14 protein-coding genes are annotated in these 14,299 nt (G+C 54.1%); 8 read left to right on the plus strand and 6 right to left on the minus strand.

Features of this window, described 5'->3' with window-relative positions:
- Positions 1-233 precede the first annotated feature (233 nt).
- Together B3Z49_RS09745 and B3Z49_RS09750 are read left to right on the plus strand one after the other, a co-directional pair.
- Entirely contained in the window at positions 234-734 is a 501-nt protein-coding gene (locus B3Z49_RS09745; RefSeq protein ID WP_063087257.1) for a GNAT family N-acetyltransferase, read from the plus strand.
- Positions 735-738: 4 nt separating this feature from the next.
- Positions 739-1,185 (plus strand): Rrf2 family transcriptional regulator, encoded by a 447-nt coding sequence (locus B3Z49_RS09750; RefSeq protein ID WP_008891472.1) that lies wholly within the window; start codon positions 739-741, stop codon positions 1,183-1,185.
- 91 nt (positions 1,186-1,276) lie between these two features.
- On the opposite strand, the gene B3Z49_RS09755 is transcribed toward B3Z49_RS09750, so the two are convergent.
- Positions 1,277-3,130 carry a DEAD/DEAH box helicase gene (locus B3Z49_RS09755; RefSeq protein ID WP_349676376.1) on the minus strand — a complete coding sequence of 618 codons (1,854 nt, stop codon included), beginning with the start codon at positions 3,128-3,130 and terminating at the stop codon, positions 1,277-1,279.
- Between the two features lie 211 nt (positions 3,131-3,341).
- On the opposite strand from B3Z49_RS09755, the gene B3Z49_RS09760 reads away from it, so the two are divergent.
- Both B3Z49_RS09760 and B3Z49_RS09765 read left to right on the plus strand, forming a co-directional pair.
- Entirely contained in the window at positions 3,342-3,902 is a 561-nt protein-coding gene (locus B3Z49_RS09760; RefSeq protein WP_296990414.1) for a hydrolase, read from the plus strand.
- Positions 3,899-4,660 (plus strand): alpha/beta fold hydrolase, encoded by a 762-nt coding sequence (locus B3Z49_RS09765; RefSeq protein WP_296990399.1) that lies wholly within the window; start codon positions 3,899-3,901, stop codon positions 4,658-4,660. The genes B3Z49_RS09760 and B3Z49_RS09765 overlap by 4 nt, the downstream gene beginning before the upstream one ends.
- Here the strand turns inward: B3Z49_RS09765 and B3Z49_RS09770 are convergent.
- Positions 4,657-5,259: a hypothetical protein gene (locus B3Z49_RS09770; RefSeq protein WP_296990401.1), complete on the minus strand. Its 603-nt coding sequence runs from the start codon at positions 5,257-5,259 to the stop codon at positions 4,657-4,659. The genes B3Z49_RS09765 and B3Z49_RS09770 overlap by 4 nt on opposite strands.
- Positions 5,260-5,759: 500 nt before the next feature.
- Between B3Z49_RS09770 and B3Z49_RS09775 the strand changes: the two genes are divergently transcribed.
- A complete protein-coding gene (locus tag B3Z49_RS09775) occupies positions 5,760-6,461 on the plus strand; it encodes an outer membrane protein (RefSeq protein WP_296990402.1) in 702 nt (233 codons plus the stop codon).
- A gap of 241 nt (positions 6,462-6,702) precedes the next feature.
- On the opposite strand, the gene parE is transcribed toward B3Z49_RS09775, so the two are convergent.
- Complete coding sequence (gene parE, locus B3Z49_RS09780; RefSeq protein ID WP_063087262.1) at positions 6,703-8,685, minus strand: DNA topoisomerase IV subunit B; 1,983 nt, start codon at positions 8,683-8,685, stop codon at positions 6,703-6,705.
- A gap of 295 nt (positions 8,686-8,980) precedes the next feature.
- Between parE and B3Z49_RS09785 the strand changes: the two genes are divergently transcribed.
- Positions 8,981-9,406, plus strand: coding sequence for an acyl-CoA thioesterase (locus tag B3Z49_RS09785; RefSeq protein ID WP_008891479.1), 426 nt, complete (start codon positions 8,981-8,983; stop codon positions 9,404-9,406).
- A gap of 32 nt (positions 9,407-9,438) precedes the next feature.
- A complete protein-coding gene (locus tag B3Z49_RS09790) occupies positions 9,439-9,858 on the plus strand; it encodes a hypothetical protein (RefSeq protein WP_296990406.1) in 420 nt (139 codons plus the stop codon).
- On the opposite strand, the gene B3Z49_RS09795 is transcribed toward B3Z49_RS09790, so the two are convergent.
- Positions 9,855-10,640 carry a sulfite exporter TauE/SafE family protein gene (locus B3Z49_RS09795; protein ID WP_296990407.1) on the minus strand — a complete coding sequence of 262 codons (786 nt, stop codon included), beginning with the start codon at positions 10,638-10,640 and terminating at the stop codon, positions 9,855-9,857. The two genes, B3Z49_RS09790 and B3Z49_RS09795, sit on opposite strands and share 4 nt — an antisense overlap.
- Positions 10,641-10,670: 30 nt before the next feature.
- A complete protein-coding gene (locus tag B3Z49_RS09800) occupies positions 10,671-12,599 on the minus strand; it encodes a primary-amine oxidase (RefSeq protein WP_296990409.1) in 1,929 nt (642 codons plus the stop codon).
- Between the two features lie 355 nt (positions 12,600-12,954).
- Here B3Z49_RS09800 and qhpR point away from each other — a divergent pair, with 355 nt between their 5' ends.
- On the plus strand, positions 12,955-13,989 hold the full coding sequence (gene qhpR / locus B3Z49_RS09805) for an AraC-like transcriptional regulator QhpR (protein ID WP_296990411.1): 1,035 nt from the start codon (positions 12,955-12,957) through the stop codon (positions 13,987-13,989).
- A gap of 12 nt (positions 13,990-14,001) precedes the next feature.
- On the opposite strand, the gene B3Z49_RS09810 is transcribed toward qhpR, so the two are convergent.
- Positions 14,002-14,299 (minus strand): membrane dipeptidase (locus tag B3Z49_RS09810; RefSeq protein ID WP_296990412.1); only part of this gene is annotated, 298 nt, incomplete at its 5' end.

Raw genomic sequence — 14,299 nt, forward strand, 5'->3', positions numbered from 1 at the left:
AAGACTTGCAACAGGCAAGCAATGCAAGTATGACCTTCAATTCCTTGGAATGCCTGCAGTTGTGAGCATCTGCAGCGGAAGTTATCGTTGCCGTGTGCCATCCGGGCAGTGTAGTATAATCGTACCAATTTACTTATTTCGATTGTGATTATTCTCCTGCCGGGAGCCCCGGGGGAGGTTGGCACTGTCTGACACTGGTCTGACATTGGCAGCCGATATACTGAAAGGCACGTATGGTGGACGCTGCGCAAAACACGCCGGGATATAACCTGGTTACAATTGGCGAGCATAAAATCAATATTCGTCCGGCGGTTCAGGCAGATCTCGCCAATGTTGTCGATCTTGATGACCGGACCACGGGACTGCGCAAGCCGGATTACTGGGACGATCTGTTTACCCGTTATGGCAACCGCAAGGATTCCCGTTTCTTCCTGATTGCCGAAGAAAACGGAACGCTTCTGGGCTGCATTTTCGGTGAAGTCCGGTCGTGGGAATTCAATTCCGTGCCGTGTGGCTGGGTTGGCACCGTTAGTGTCGAACCGGACCTGCGCATGGGCGGGATCGGTACCATCCTTTATAACGAAATCTGCCGCTGTTTCCGCAAGGCCGGGGTGACCAAAATCCGCACCATGATCCCGCGCGATGCGACCGATTTGATGTCGTTCTTCCGCGCGCAGGGCATGATGGCGGGGCCGTTCATCCAGCTGGAAACAGATATGGAAGAGGGGGAATAAGCCGATGATGTCCTTGCAAAAGGCGACGCTGTTTGCCCTCTATGCCGTGCTGGAACTGGCCGAAGATACCGACCGCCAGCTTTCGGCATCGGAAATTGCCGAGCGTTATAATATTTCGACCAACCATTTGGCAAAGGTCCTGCGTGATCTCGGCCGGGCGGGGTTGGTTGAATCTGTCCGTGGGGCTGGTGGCGGTTATCGTTTCTGTGGCAATGCCAAGCGCACGACACTTTTGGATGTTGTGCAGTTGTTTGAAGAGGTCGGCACAAGCCCGTCCAACAGCATCGTGCAGAACACCAATGCCGGTGCGGCGCTTTCGATGGTGATGGATGAGATCGAAGAGATCACCCATGCCACATTGCTGTCGATCACGATCGAGACGATGCTGAAACTGATGCGCAAACGTCGCCCGGAAAAACCGACATCCACCGGATTGTTCCGCGCGGTTTAACGCATAAACCAAAGCACAGATACCCACCAGATAGACAAAAGGCCGTCAGATTGCTCTGACGGCCTTTTTGATTTGCGAACGCGCGACGGGCTTAGCTTTCGCTTTCTGCCGGGGCCGGTTCTGCTGATCCCTGGGCGGTATCCGCAGCTTTGTCAGCCGTTTCTGCCTTCGGGGCAGCTTTCTTGCGCGGACGGCGCGGTGCGCGCTTTTTGACTTCCTTGGTCGGTGCAGCGTCAGACTTTGCGTCGCTTGCGGTTTCAGCCGGTGCCTCGGTTGCTGCTGGTGCAGCATCCTCTGCCGGTGCTTCGTCGCTGGCCTTTTTGGTCGAACGGCGCGGCTTTCTGGCCGTCGTTGATTTCGACTTTTCAGCAGCAGGCTTGCGCTTGGCCGTGGTGGTCTTTTTCGGTGCTTCTTCTTCGTCGTCAGAAGGCTTTTTGCCAAGGCTTGAGGCCGGCACTTCGGTCAGAAGGAAGCTTGGGATGTGATCGCCAAAGCCGATGACTGTTTTGTCATCGCGGTCGTCACGATCACGGCGATTGTTGCGGTTGTTACGGTCATTGCGATCATTCCGCTCGGTCCGATCCGGACGCTCGGCGCGGTTGCGATCAGTGTTGCCCGCGTTATTACGCGCGTCGCGTACCGGTGCCTTGTGGGCATCGACGTCTTTTTGCGGTTGCGCCTCGGATTTGGCCGGTGACGGGGCGTCAGCAACCGCTTCCTTTTTATCCGATCTTGCCGGACGGGCGGGCTTGTCGTCACGCGTATTGGGCTTGCGGCTTTTCTTGTTGCGACGCTTCTTGCCGGTAAAGTCCAGCTCCAGCGTCTCAATGCCTTCAAGTTCCGTCAGCGGGATGTCCATATTGATGGACTTGTTGATCGCAGCAACAAGTTTGCCATCCTCTGGCACGGCCAGGGTAAAGGCCTTGCCGTCGCGGCCAGCGCGACCGGTACGACCGGTACGGTGCACGTAATCTTCGGCGTTGAATGGCACGTCAAAGTTAAAGACGTGCGAAACATCGGCAACGTCAATACCGCGTGCGGCCACGTCCGAGCAGACCAGAAGGGTGATCTCGCCGGTTTTGAACTTTGCCAGCGTTTCGGTACGTTCGCTTTGCGCCAGATCGCCATGCATGCGACCGGCATTGAAGCCGTGCTTGGTCAGCGATTTATAGAGAATGTCGACGTCTTTTTTGCGGTTACAGAACACAAAAGCGTTGCGGACATCTTCGGCGCGGATCAGGCGGCGCAGGGCTTCGCGCTTGTCGAAATCATCCATGACAAGGAGCTTGTGTTCGACCGTAGTTGCCATCGTCGAAGGCGGCGATACGGTGATTTCCTTGGGATTGGACAGGAACTTGTCGGCAAGGCGTTTGATTTCCTTGGGCATGGTCGCCGAGAAGAAAAGCGTCTGGCGCTGCTTGGGCAGCATGTTGACGATCTTTTCAATGTCGGGAATGAAGCCCATGTCGAGCATGCGGTCGGCTTCGTCAATCACAAGCAGTTTGCAATCAGACAACAGCAGCTTGCCGCGCTCAAACGTATCGATCAGGCGGCCCGGGGTCGCGATGATGACATCGGCACCTTTTTCAAGAACCTTGCTTTGCTCGGCAGCAGATTCGCCACCAATAATCAACGCCTTGGACAGCGAGATATATTTGCCATAGGTGTCAAAGTTTGCAGCAACCTGGGTGGCCAGTTCGCGGGTGGGTTCCAGAATGATGGAACGCGGCATCCGCATGCGGGCCCGACCATGATGGAGAATATCAAGCATCGGCAGGGTGAAGCTGGCCGTTTTGCCCGTACCCGTTTGCGCACAGCCCAGAATGTCGCGTGCCATCAGCACCGACGGAATAGCTTGGGCCTGGATCGGGGTTGGGGTGTCGTAGCCGGCGTCTGCGACGGCTTTGAGGATATCTTCGCTCAGACCGAGATCGGCGAAATTCATATGGTTCGTTTTCCCGCAAAGAAATGCGTTAAGGTGAAGCGGATCGCTAGCAATCTGATTGCGTCGTAAAGCCAACCCTTAATTAAGTCAAGAAAAACGCCGCTTAATTGCCTTGGAAAACCCATTCGGCGGGCTTTGAGAGGCTTGTTTGCAACAATTTGACAGCGTAATCTGCCACGACAGCTCATACTCGGGGAGAAAAACAGTGCTGATGGACGCAACCCGTTCAAGTTTGCTGATAATCGACGTTCAGGAAAAACTCTATCCGGCTTGTCTGGAACCGGATCAGATCATCGCCAATTGCTGCTTTCTGATCAAATGCGCCAATCGCCTTGAGGTGCCGGTGATCGTTACCGAACAGTATCCCAAGGGTCTTGGGCATACGGCCAAACCGATTGTCGACCTTCTGGAAAAGCCGGGTGATGCTGCTGATGGCGGCAATGTCGTTTCCAAGGTGGCATTTTCCGCCGTTCCGGCCGATGGCTTCATCGAAAAGATGGAAGAAAATCAGGGGCGTGATCAGGTGGTGGTTGCGGGCATGGAAACCCATGTCTGTGTGCTGCAAACCGTCATGGACCTGATCGAACGGGGCCGTGAGATTTATGTGGTGTCCGATGCGGTGACATCGCGCAGCCAGCATGACAAGATTTTCGGTCTTGAGCGCATGCGCGATGCCGGCGCCAAAATCGTGACCCGCGAAAGTGTGATGTTTGAATGGCTTCGGGTGGCAGGCACGCCGGAATTCAAGGAACTGAGCGCGCTGATTAAATGAGCTCGACTTCAAAGAAAGATACCGGGCACGTCGATGGTGATGGCGTGCCCGTTGTGTTTTTGTCAGGCATGCTGGCCGATCAGCGTATGTGGCATCCCGCGATTGCCGCATATGACGAACTTGACGATCCGGCCAAGCCCGCACTTAAGCCGGTATTCTGCGAATTGTTTGATCAAGATACGGTTGCGGATATGGCGCGTGCGGTCATGGAAACCGCGCCGGATCGCTTTGCGCTGGTCGGTATGTCGATGGGCGGGTATGCCGCCTTTGAAACCCTGCGTCAGGCCCCGGAACGGGTCAGTCACCTGATGCTGGTTAATACAAGGGCAACGACCGACAGCGAGGCGGTGCGCCGTCGCCGTTTGTTGCTGTCGCGCATTGTCACGGGCAAGACGCCGTTTGTTGCGGTCAATGACGGCATGCTTGATGAGATGCTTCACCCCGATAACCGCAATGATAAAGCATTGGTTTCCCTATTGACCAAAATGGGGGATGCGTGTGGGGCCAAAGTGTTTGAACGCCAGAATCATGCGGTTGCGACCCGCCCGGACAGCATGACCGATCTTGGCAATATTGCCGTGCCATGCAAAGTTGTTGTCGGCACGCATGACCGGATCATAAGCCCTGAAAACCATCGGGAGATGGCCGATGCCATTCCCGGTGCGACCTATCAGGAAGTACCCGGTGCGGGGCATTATGTGCCACTTGAGCAGCCCGTTGAGTTTGCTCGGTCACTGGTAGGGCTTTTGGTGCGTTAGCAACCCGGTTTAAATCGACCGCAGCGGTGGTCATCATCATCGCGCAAGTGAGGCGGGAAAAGCTGATAGTTTATAGTGTCCGCACTATTTTCGATCTGCTCGGCGAACCGCGCCTTGTTAAAGTGCCCACGGGTTTCTGAAATACTTTTGTCCCCGACGCAGAACCCGAAACGCACCGTTACCTCATCGCTTGCCTCATTCAAGGGCAGGGATTTGGGATCGGTGCAAAGTTTGGCCCCAATAGTTGATTGTTCCGGATTGACGACGGCAACCAAGCGATTTTCCGGCTTGATGGTTTCGCTGTCTTTGATGTCGCTTGTATCGGTCACGAAGCGAAGGCGCGGTGGATAACCGTGGTTGGACATGATTGTGCGCCAGAAATCATCAGAAAAGCTTTTATTTGCATCTACGATTTCAAGCATCATCACGCGGCTTGGTGCTCCGACAGTCTTGAAGCTTTGTACCTCGGCGACGTTATAACGAGCTGGCTCAATCGTGGCGAGGTTGCAACCACCAAGCATCAGTAGACCTATTACTGTGGTGGCAATTGATACCGTGCATTTGAGTGAATGTGGTTGCATTCTGTTTGGGGCATGCATGGGCTTTGATCCTTTCAGGCTTGCTCAGAGCAACGAGCTTAGCCTCAGATATTGTTCGAAAATTGCCAAAGTCACGCGGTTGCGCCGATTTTTAAGGGCAGAAAACAAAAAACCGGCACAAAGGCCGGGTGTTGTTGGTATTTCGAGATGCCGATCAGACGTCGATATCTTCGACGAAGCGGGCATATTCCTGAACATCAATGCCACAAATCACCAAGGCAAAATGATTGTCGGGAACATCTCTCAGTGCCGGGATATAATCGGCCTCGCGCCAAAGTCGACCGTCGCAACCTGATGGAGTATGTCTTCGAGTATGGGGCATAATCAAGCGACATTATGCAATTCAGTTTAAGAAATTTGGGGAAGAAAAGTGGAGCGATATATCCCCACTGTGCGGACAAAATCGTCCAAAAAAATTGAAAAGCGAGATAGCTTGTGCATTACTTTTAGTTCGCGGTTAATCAACTGTTTGGCTGAATGAAGTTGAGGAGAGATATACAATGCTGGCGAAGGCCTTCAAAATCAACTTACCGGCTCTTTCCTTAGTGGTGTTTTCGCCTTTAACGGCCCAAGCAGATGCTGGTGATTGGTATGTCCAGGCTAGCGGTGGTTTGAACAGGACATCGGATCTTAAAAATTCACGTATTATCTCAACCGGTGCAACCAGTACATCAATCAATACAAAAATGGAGTTTGACCACCAGTATGCTGGTGGTGTTGCATTTGGTTACAATTACAATGACAACGTTCGGTTCGATATTGAGTATACGCACCGTTCTAACAATACAGAACAGTATTACAATGCAGCAACAGGTACTGTTTTAAGTACTGATGGCTTCATAAAAAGCAATAGTTTGATGGTGAATGGAACCTATGCCTTCGAGACAGGTATACCCTCTGTAAGACCTTATATTGGAGCAGGGGTTGGTATGTCACATGTCGAACTTGAGGTCTTTGATAGCTTTGGTCAAAGCGATGATTCAGATTGGGCACCAGCCGGTCAACTGACGGCAGGAATCGGTTGGAATGTTGCTGATAATATTGAATTATTTACACAATATCAGTATTTTCACATCTTCAATCCAGACTTGAATCCATCGGCATCAATTTCATCTGGCTCTTTTACGTTTAGAGAGCACACGCACGAAGATAGTAATGTTTCCTCCAGTTCGCTGTTGGTTGGTGTGCGCTATTCTTTTTAATAACCTTTCTGCTTTACGGATCGTCAGATGCTTAGTCCCGTCATTAGGTTAGGGGCGAGCATTCAGGATCGTTTGTCGGTCTCATGACCAAGTAGCTGATGCCATAGCCGAAACAACCGCTACATTGGATTGCTAGCGGTTGTTTCGTGTCCGTAGGAGCAGGAAAGAGAACTCTTTGACCTGTTACCATACCGCCCATCTCGCACGCGGTCAGGATTTCTGGTGCAATCGGATTTCAAGATCAGACGTCGATATCTTCGACGAAGCGGGCATGTTCCTGAATGAACTGGAAACGCAGCTCCGGCTTTTTGCCCATCAGGCGGGTCACAAGATCCTTGGTCTGTCCGCGGGCATCCGGTTCGGCTGCATCGGGCAGGGTAACACGCAGAAGGGTGCGTTTCTTGTGTGCCATGGTGGTTTCGCGCAGCTGTTGTGGCGGCATTTCACCCAGACCCTTAAATCGGGAAATTTCGACCTTGTTCGGGTTCTTGAACTCGGTTTCGAGAATGACTTCCTTTTCGGCATCATCCATGGCGTAGATCGACTTGCCACCTTGGGTCAGGCGGTAAAGCGGCGGCATCGCCAAGTAAAGATGGCCGTTTTCGATCAGGCCAGGCATTTCCTGATAGAAGAAGGTCATCAGAAGGGATGCGATATGTGCACCGTCAACGTCAGCATCGGTCATAATGATGATGCGTTCATAGCGTAGATCACCCAGCCGGAAATCGGACCCCGAACCGCAGCCAAAGGCTTCGATCATGTCCTTGATTTCCTGGTTGGCCATCATCTTTTCATAGGTCGCCGACGCAACGTTCAGGATCTTACCGCGCAGCGGCAGGACGGCCTGCGTTTCGCGGTCACGGGCCTGTTTGGCAGAACCACCGGCAGAGTCACCCTCCACCAGGAAGATTTCAGTGCCAGCCGCGATTGAACGCGAACAGTCGGCAAGCTTGCCCGGCAAGCGCAGACGACGGGTCGCCGACTGACGCTTGGTTTCCTTTTTCTCCTTGCGGCGCTGACGTTCCTCGGCGCGCAGGATGATGCGTTCAAGCAGGCGCTTGGCGTTTTCGGTATCCCCGGTCAGCCAATGGTCAAAGTGGTCACGCACCGCGGTTTCAACCAGTTTGGTTGCACCCTGGGTGCCCAGCTTTTCCTTGGTCTGGCCCTGGAATTGCGGATCGGGAATAAATACCGAAAGCATGATGCAGCCGCCGCCAAAGACGTCCTCGGCGGTGATGGCAGCGGCCTTTTTCTGACCCAGCATATCGCCATAGGCCTTGATCGCCTTGGTAATGGCGTAGCGGAAACCGGCCTCGTGCGTGCCACCAAGCGGGGTCGGGACGGTGTTACAGTAAGAATGGAAATAGCCTTCGCCGCTTTCTGGCCAGCCAATTGCCCATTCAACACGCCCGGCACTTTCAGAAAACTTGGCTTCGCCTGCGAACGGACGGTCTGTGACCATCTCGCGGCCCTCAAGCGTCATTTCGAGGTAGTCAAGAATGCCGTTCGGGAACTTCAGGACTTCCTGCTGCGGGGTCGGGTCGTCACTGGTCAGAAGGCTTGGGTCAACCGACCAGCGGATTTCAACACCCTTGTAGAGATAGGCCTTAGAGCGCGCCATACGGAAGATGGTCGCTGCCTTGAGCTTGGCGCGGGTGCCGAAAATCTCGGGGTCGGGTCTGAAAATAACCGTGGTACCGCGGCGATTGTTGATCGCACCGCCATCCTGAAGCGGCCCCAGCGGGGTGCCCTTGGAATATTCCTGAAACACCATCTTGCGATCACGGCAGACTTCAACGCGGAATTTGTCGGTTAGCGCGTTCACAACCGACATACCGACACCGTGCAAACCGCCCGAGGTCTCATAGGCCTTGCCGGAGAACTTGCCACCCGAGTGCAGGGTGGTCAGGATCACCTCAAGTGCTGATTTGTCCGGAAATTTCGGATGCGGGTCGGTCGGAATACCACGCCCGTTATCGCGCACCAGCACAGTATTGTCTGGCTGCAATTCGAGTTCGATCCAGTCAGCGTGGCCAGCAACCGCTTCGTCCATCGAGTTATCGAGAATTTCCGCGACCAGATGGTGCAATGCGGCATCATCGGTGCCGCCGATATACATACCGGGGCGTCGACGGACGGGCTCAAGGCCCTCGAGAACTTCAATATCCTTGGCGGAATAGGCTTTATCGGTGGACTGGTTTGAATCTTCAAAAAGGTCGGTCATGCCCCGGAACGCAACTTCTTTTATTGTGTTAAAACAAGGTCCAATACCGTATATCTGTTCTTCGATATTATGGTCTTGGAAGCCTCGACGCTAAACGAGTACCATATCTTTATCGGTTCGTACCAGATGATCGGTGCGCACCGACCATAAAAATGTGTTTTTGAATCCAATGCAAGTGATGGTCGCCAAATCCGATCATAATTTTGCCGGGCTTGGACGCAGAAAACCGTGACCGGGAGGTCCAATAAAAAAATGGCGTGTCGTAACAGGCGTGCCGCCAACTGGAGTGAGCCTGATGGCGACTGAGAAAGATCAATCCCTTCTTGCGGAAAGCACGATGCCGCGCGGTGAACTTTGCACCCGAACTCTTGCCATGCCCGCCGATACCAACCCGAGTGGTGATATTTTCGGTGGCTGGCTGATGTCGCAGATGGATATCGCCGGTGGCGTGATGGCAAGCCAGGTCGCCGAAGGGCGTGTTGCGACCATCGCAGTGGACGGCATGACATTCCATCGCCCGGTTTATGTCGGCGATACAGTTTGCGTTTATGGCGACATCGAGAAGATCGGCAATACATCGATTGTGCTGCATCTCGAATCCTGGGTGCTCCGCCGCAATCAACCGCCACGCATCAAAGTGACCGAGGCGACATTTACGTTTGTAGCGATTGACGCCGAAGGTCGACCGCGCCCGGTACGCAAGGATGAGGCAGACGCCTAAGGCCACGCGAGATCAAATTCAGGAGCCCCGCCATGCAGAGCCGCACTGTGTCCACTCTTTCGACTGGTCTGGTTCTGATCTGCGGGGCTTTGTTGTTTCCCGTGCTGGCCAACGCCGGCGAAGCCGATGTGGTTGCGGCCAAGGCGACCAAGACCGGCGAGAGTACCTATCGGTTTGATGTGACCGTGGCGCATGAGGATACCGGTTGGGATCATTACGCCAATGTCTGGCGTGTGATCGGGCCAGATGGCGCGATCATTGGGGAAAGGGCTCTGGCCCATCCACATGTCAACGAGCAGCCCTTTACCCGGTCTCTATCCGGTGTTTCCATCCCGACCGATATCACCGGCGTTACGCTCAGGGCCGGTGATCTGGTGCATGAATTTGGTGGAGCGGAGCTGTTTCTTGAATTGCCGGCAGAGGTCGGCCAGACGGTAACTGTTTCAGATTAAACGGGCAGGCAAAGTGCGATTAGGCCCATGGCAGGTTCGGCAAGGGTCAGCATTCCGACCGCAACAAGTGCGCAGGCAATCATCTTCCTTATGAAATATCCCGCATGATCACGTGACGCTGAACGTTTCAGGAAGCTGATGCCAAGGGCGGCAAAGACGACAGCGGGCAAGGCGGCAAGCGCAAAGCAGGCCATAAACAAACCGGCCCTGGCAACAGTACCCGTCATCATCGCGGTCAGAAGCGCGTTATAGACCATCGCGCAGGGCGCAAGTCCAAGTGCCACGCCGAGTGAGAACTTGCTAACCCCGGCCCGGAATGCATCGGGCGTGGGAATTGGTGATTGCATGGTTTGCTCAGCCGAAGACGTGCGCCCAGTGGCAGAGATTCCTGCCAGCGTCGGGCGCAGGGCGGTTTGAAACAGGAGTTTCGGGATCAGGCGATCAAGCCGGTGGAGTGCCGGGGCGATGCCGATCACCGCCAGACCGGAATAGATCACCACCAGACCGGCAAGTACACGCAGCACCGATTGCCAGCCCGCTGTGACCAGAAAGGCGTCAAACGCGCCGCCAATCCCGCCGACAAGCAGACCGGCAAGAATATAGGTCGTACTGCGTCCCGCTTGCATCAGGACAAGGGCGCGGAATTGCCGTTTTGCGGGACCTTTATGCAGGCCGCATGCGGCAAGGATGTTCGAGGCAATTGCCCCGCACATCCCCGCGCAATGCAGGCTGCTGGCAAGACCCAGCAAAAGGCCGCTGATAATCACATAACTGATCGACATGGTGACACGTCCTGATGGGTGTCGATCAGATCAGCATTTTGCCGGGCAACTGGCTTTGTTCTTTTCCGGTGGCAAATTGATGCCCGGATTACCGTCAAAGAAGCCCATCGGCATCAGCTTGAACCCGGTGGTGACACAGGGCTGAACCGGGAAGTCTTCCATGCGGACCTGATGGTGCAGGCCAAAGACATGCCACATAACCAGATCGGTATTCTGAAGCGCACGGTCCTTTTTGATGAAATCGGTAAGCCCGCCACGGCCATCGGAATGGTTCATGAAATCACCGGCAGGGAAGCGTTCCTCTGGATCGTAGGCGGTGAACCAGACATGGTTTTCAATGAAGCTTGCGCGTTTGCCCGATGGATATTCCGGATTGATAAACGGCGTGACGCAGTTGGTGGCATCAAGCTTGTAGCCCACCGGACGGCCGGTTTTGCCAAGCTTGTTGGGGTTAACGACCTTCCAGTAACGCTGTGAGGCTGGGTTGGTTTTGCGGGCTGCGGCCAGTTCGGATTCGAGCACAGTTTCCTTTTCAAAGAACGCGTTGCCATATGGGTTTTCCGGCCCGGGTTCCTCGGCAAATGTGTTGCATTCGACCGGACTGTTGCCATAGCCATCAATCGCCATATCAAGCCGCGCACACAGGATGTGCTGATGGATCTGACCGGCAACACCCGGTGAAACTTCAACGGCATATTTGCCAGGCTGACCGGGCAGGCAGGCAGCGGTGTTGATGATGCCGGTTGCCTTAACCTCAAATTCGATCATGCCGTCAAGGAACAGGTACCAGTACAGCGCATACTCATAGTTGCCGACGGTACAGATCGTGGAAATCACCAGCTTGGCGTTACGGCGGCTTTCGGTGCGTTCGGTACGGAAATCCATATGTTTCCACAAAAGGCCTGCGTCCTCTTCGTGGATGCAGATGGCATTTTCAATTGTCCAGGGTTCGCCATTCATCGTATTGAGCGTGACATCGAGATACTTGATCACGCCAAGGCAGTCACAGCCCAACGTCAGGGAATTGGCCAGCTTACCAATGCCGTATTCGCCGATATCAAAGACGTTCTTGCGGTAATGGCCGTTATCGGGGCTGCCATACGGCACGGTCATTTCAACGATGGAGGCACGATGGACAATCGGGCGACCATTGAATTTGATGTCATGCAGGGTCAGCGATTCACGGGCGTTGAAACCGATCACCAGTTCCCAGTTGCGCCAGGTAATCTTGTTGCCTTCCATCTTGAAGTTCACGCCTTCGGGCTGAACGACATTGATCGGTTTGGCTTTGGGCTGGAATTCGTCCTCTTCGAAGAAGTCGGCCTCGTAATTCACCTCGGCCTCGGGGATCGGGGCGCCGCCGTAATCATCAACCCGGATGACTTCCTTGGACAGTAAGTCAACAACCGCATTCAGGCCCTCGATCGGGTTGGCGTAGAAGTTGGAATTTTCGCGTTTGCGTAGCCAGCAGAATACGTGGGCCAGATGGCGGCCTTCTTCGCCGGGCTTGCCGAAATTGCCCGCAGACCATGGATCGACGCAGACCATTGACATGTCGGTGATGCCGCGTTTCTTGCAGGCTGCGATGAAGGTCGGGTCGGAACAGACGATTTCCTCGATCTCGACAAACTGTTCAAGCTGGATCATCGGGCGTTTGCCAGGCAGCTCCTTGACCGAAATAATTTTCTCTGCGTCAAGGTCAAGAACAAGCTTGGTGACACTGACCTTGGTGGAATCGAAGACGTTTACCCGTGCCTTTCGTGCGATCGGATCGCCGGGCTTGAAATCAGCAAGGTCGCTCTTTTCGGGTTCCATCAGTTCGATGGTTTCAAACAGCGTATTGTCACCATAAGGCGGGTCGGCACGCACGATGTCGGCGACCTTGATGATTTCCTCGGCCGTAAGGGGCTGAAGCGGGTGGGTGACTTCAACCTTTTCACTGCTGCAACATTTATCCATTCTTTTTCTCCCTGATGAAGGTGTCTGATCACGGGCCGGGACGAACCGACCGGGCACAGGTATTTGACAACCGCGTTGGTGGCGCGGAGGGGGGTGAATGGACGTTGTTCCCTAGACTTCAGGCAGATGCCGAAAAACGCGTTTGACCATCGGGGGATGTCGAATAAGCGCGAGTTCCCTGATCGGCGATTTTTGTATTTTTCTATTTCCAAAACGCTAGCCAAAGCGCGGTGCTGTGTATTTGACATTTGGTGCCAAAATGAACGGTGCGGCTGGCTTTGCTAGGGAAGGTGTCGTTCAATTGGCACGTCAATTGAATGCATTGATGTGTAACTGCCCATGGAATGGATAACCCATGAAACGTGTTTCGGGTGCCATTGACCGTTCGGTTCTAAACAGCGTGATGGGAATGCTTGGTGAGTCCGGCATCGATCATGTGGGGCTATCTGCGCGTGCGGGGCTTGCCGGGGCGGGGCTTTTCATGTCGCCGCAATCAACGCCCTTGATGATATTTACCACGATGCTGGAGCTGGCATCAGACGCGACAAACAATCCGGCATTGGGATTATTCCTTGGTGATGCATGGGGTTATCGCGGTCTTGGCAAACATGCCGAGATGGTTTTGACCGCACCGACCCTCGGTCACGGACTTGAAAAGTTCGCGCGATTTTTCCCGACACTTCAGGGCAGCACATCCTTTTCGCTGTCGGTCGAGGATGGTCAGGCAAAGCTTTCTTATCGCATCTCCGAGCATGCGGTGCGTACCCGAACGCAGGACGCAATTTTCAGCGAAGCCTCATTTCATTCGCTTTTATTGGCGGCTTTGGGGAATGACTGGCAGCCAAACTGCATTGATTTTGAACATCGAAATGACCGTGCATTAGGCATTTTTCAGAATCATTTCAAATGTCCGGTCCGTCTGGGCCAGCGTGAAAACGCCCTTTTCCTGCCAGCGCATCTTTTAAACAAGTCGATGAAGAACGCCGATCGGGATCGCCATTGGCAACTGGTAAATGAATTCCAAACCCGTGCCGAACGCCTGAAACAGAATGTCGATCTGCCAACCGCGACCAAGGCGTGGATTGTCGCAACGCTCTGTCGTCATCGACAGATTGATGTCCATGACGCGGCCGATGAATTTTCTATGAGCCTGCGCAGTTTCCAGCGCGAACTTGATCAGGAAGGCACGAGTTTTCGCAGAATTCGTGAAGAAGTACGCGGTGGCATCGCCAGTGACATGCTGCGCCTGACCGATCTTCCGATCCCCGATATTGCAGAACATCTTGGATATAGCGAACTGTCGGCGTTCAGTCGTGGCTTTAAGGCGATGACTGGCACATCGCCGGGACAATTCAGACGTGAACTGTCCCGTACCGAAGTGAGTATGTAGCAGGCGGCTTGGTTACGACCAACTGGCCTTGGCAACACGCATGAAGTTTTGGCCCATGATTTTATCGACGTCATCGGGCGAATAACCAATCGAAATCAGGGCATCTGCAAGGGCGGGGAGCTTGCGCGGATCAAAGACCGCAGCGCCACCTGCGCCGGGGCCGTAGCCACTGTCGGCGGGCCAATAGAAGTCCTTGTCAACACTATCCGGGAAGTCGTTGGTCCCGGCGACGGAGGGCATGGTATCAAGCCCGATGCCAACGTGATCAACCCCGACCAGATCAACGGCATATTTGATATGGCGGATCATG

This window comes from Thalassospira sp. UBA1131, assembly GCF_002311515.1.
In the GTDB taxonomy this organism is placed as follows: domain Bacteria; phylum Pseudomonadota; class Alphaproteobacteria; order Rhodospirillales; family Thalassospiraceae; genus Thalassospira.

Coding starts and splice junctions, on each gene's coding strand:
- B3Z49_RS09750 (WP_008891472.1), top strand. CDS start 739: ATGATGTCCTTGCAAAAGGCGACGCTGTTTGCCCTCTATGCCGTGCTG.
- B3Z49_RS09745 (WP_063087257.1), top strand. CDS start 234: ATGGTGGACGCTGCGCAAAACACGCCGGGATATAACCTGGTTACAATT.
- B3Z49_RS09755 (WP_349676376.1), bottom strand. CDS start 3,130: ATGAATTTCGCCGATCTCGGTCTGAGCGAAGATATCCTCAAAGCCGTC.
- B3Z49_RS09785 (WP_008891479.1), top strand. CDS start 8,981: ATGGCGACTGAGAAAGATCAATCCCTTCTTGCGGAAAGCACGATGCCG.
- B3Z49_RS09800 (WP_296990409.1), bottom strand. CDS start 12,599: ATGGATAAATGTTGCAGCAGTGAAAAGGTTGAAGTCACCCACCCGCTT.
- B3Z49_RS09775 (WP_296990402.1), top strand. CDS start 5,760: ATGCTGGCGAAGGCCTTCAAAATCAACTTACCGGCTCTTTCCTTAGTG.
- qhpR (WP_296990411.1), top strand. CDS start 12,955: ATGAAACGTGTTTCGGGTGCCATTGACCGTTCGGTTCTAAACAGCGTG.
- B3Z49_RS09765 (WP_296990399.1), top strand. CDS start 3,899: ATGAGCTCGACTTCAAAGAAAGATACCGGGCACGTCGATGGTGATGGC.
- parE (WP_063087262.1), bottom strand. CDS start 8,685: ATGACCGACCTTTTTGAAGATTCAAACCAGTCCACCGATAAAGCCTAT.
- B3Z49_RS09770 (WP_296990401.1), bottom strand. CDS start 5,259: ATGCATGCCCCAAACAGAATGCAACCACATTCACTCAAATGCACGGTA.
- B3Z49_RS09760 (WP_296990414.1), top strand. CDS start 3,342: ATGGACGCAACCCGTTCAAGTTTGCTGATAATCGACGTTCAGGAAAAA.
- B3Z49_RS09795 (WP_296990407.1), bottom strand. CDS start 10,640: ATGTCGATCAGTTATGTGATTATCAGCGGCCTTTTGCTGGGTCTTGCC.
- B3Z49_RS09790 (WP_296990406.1), top strand. CDS start 9,439: ATGCAGAGCCGCACTGTGTCCACTCTTTCGACTGGTCTGGTTCTGATC.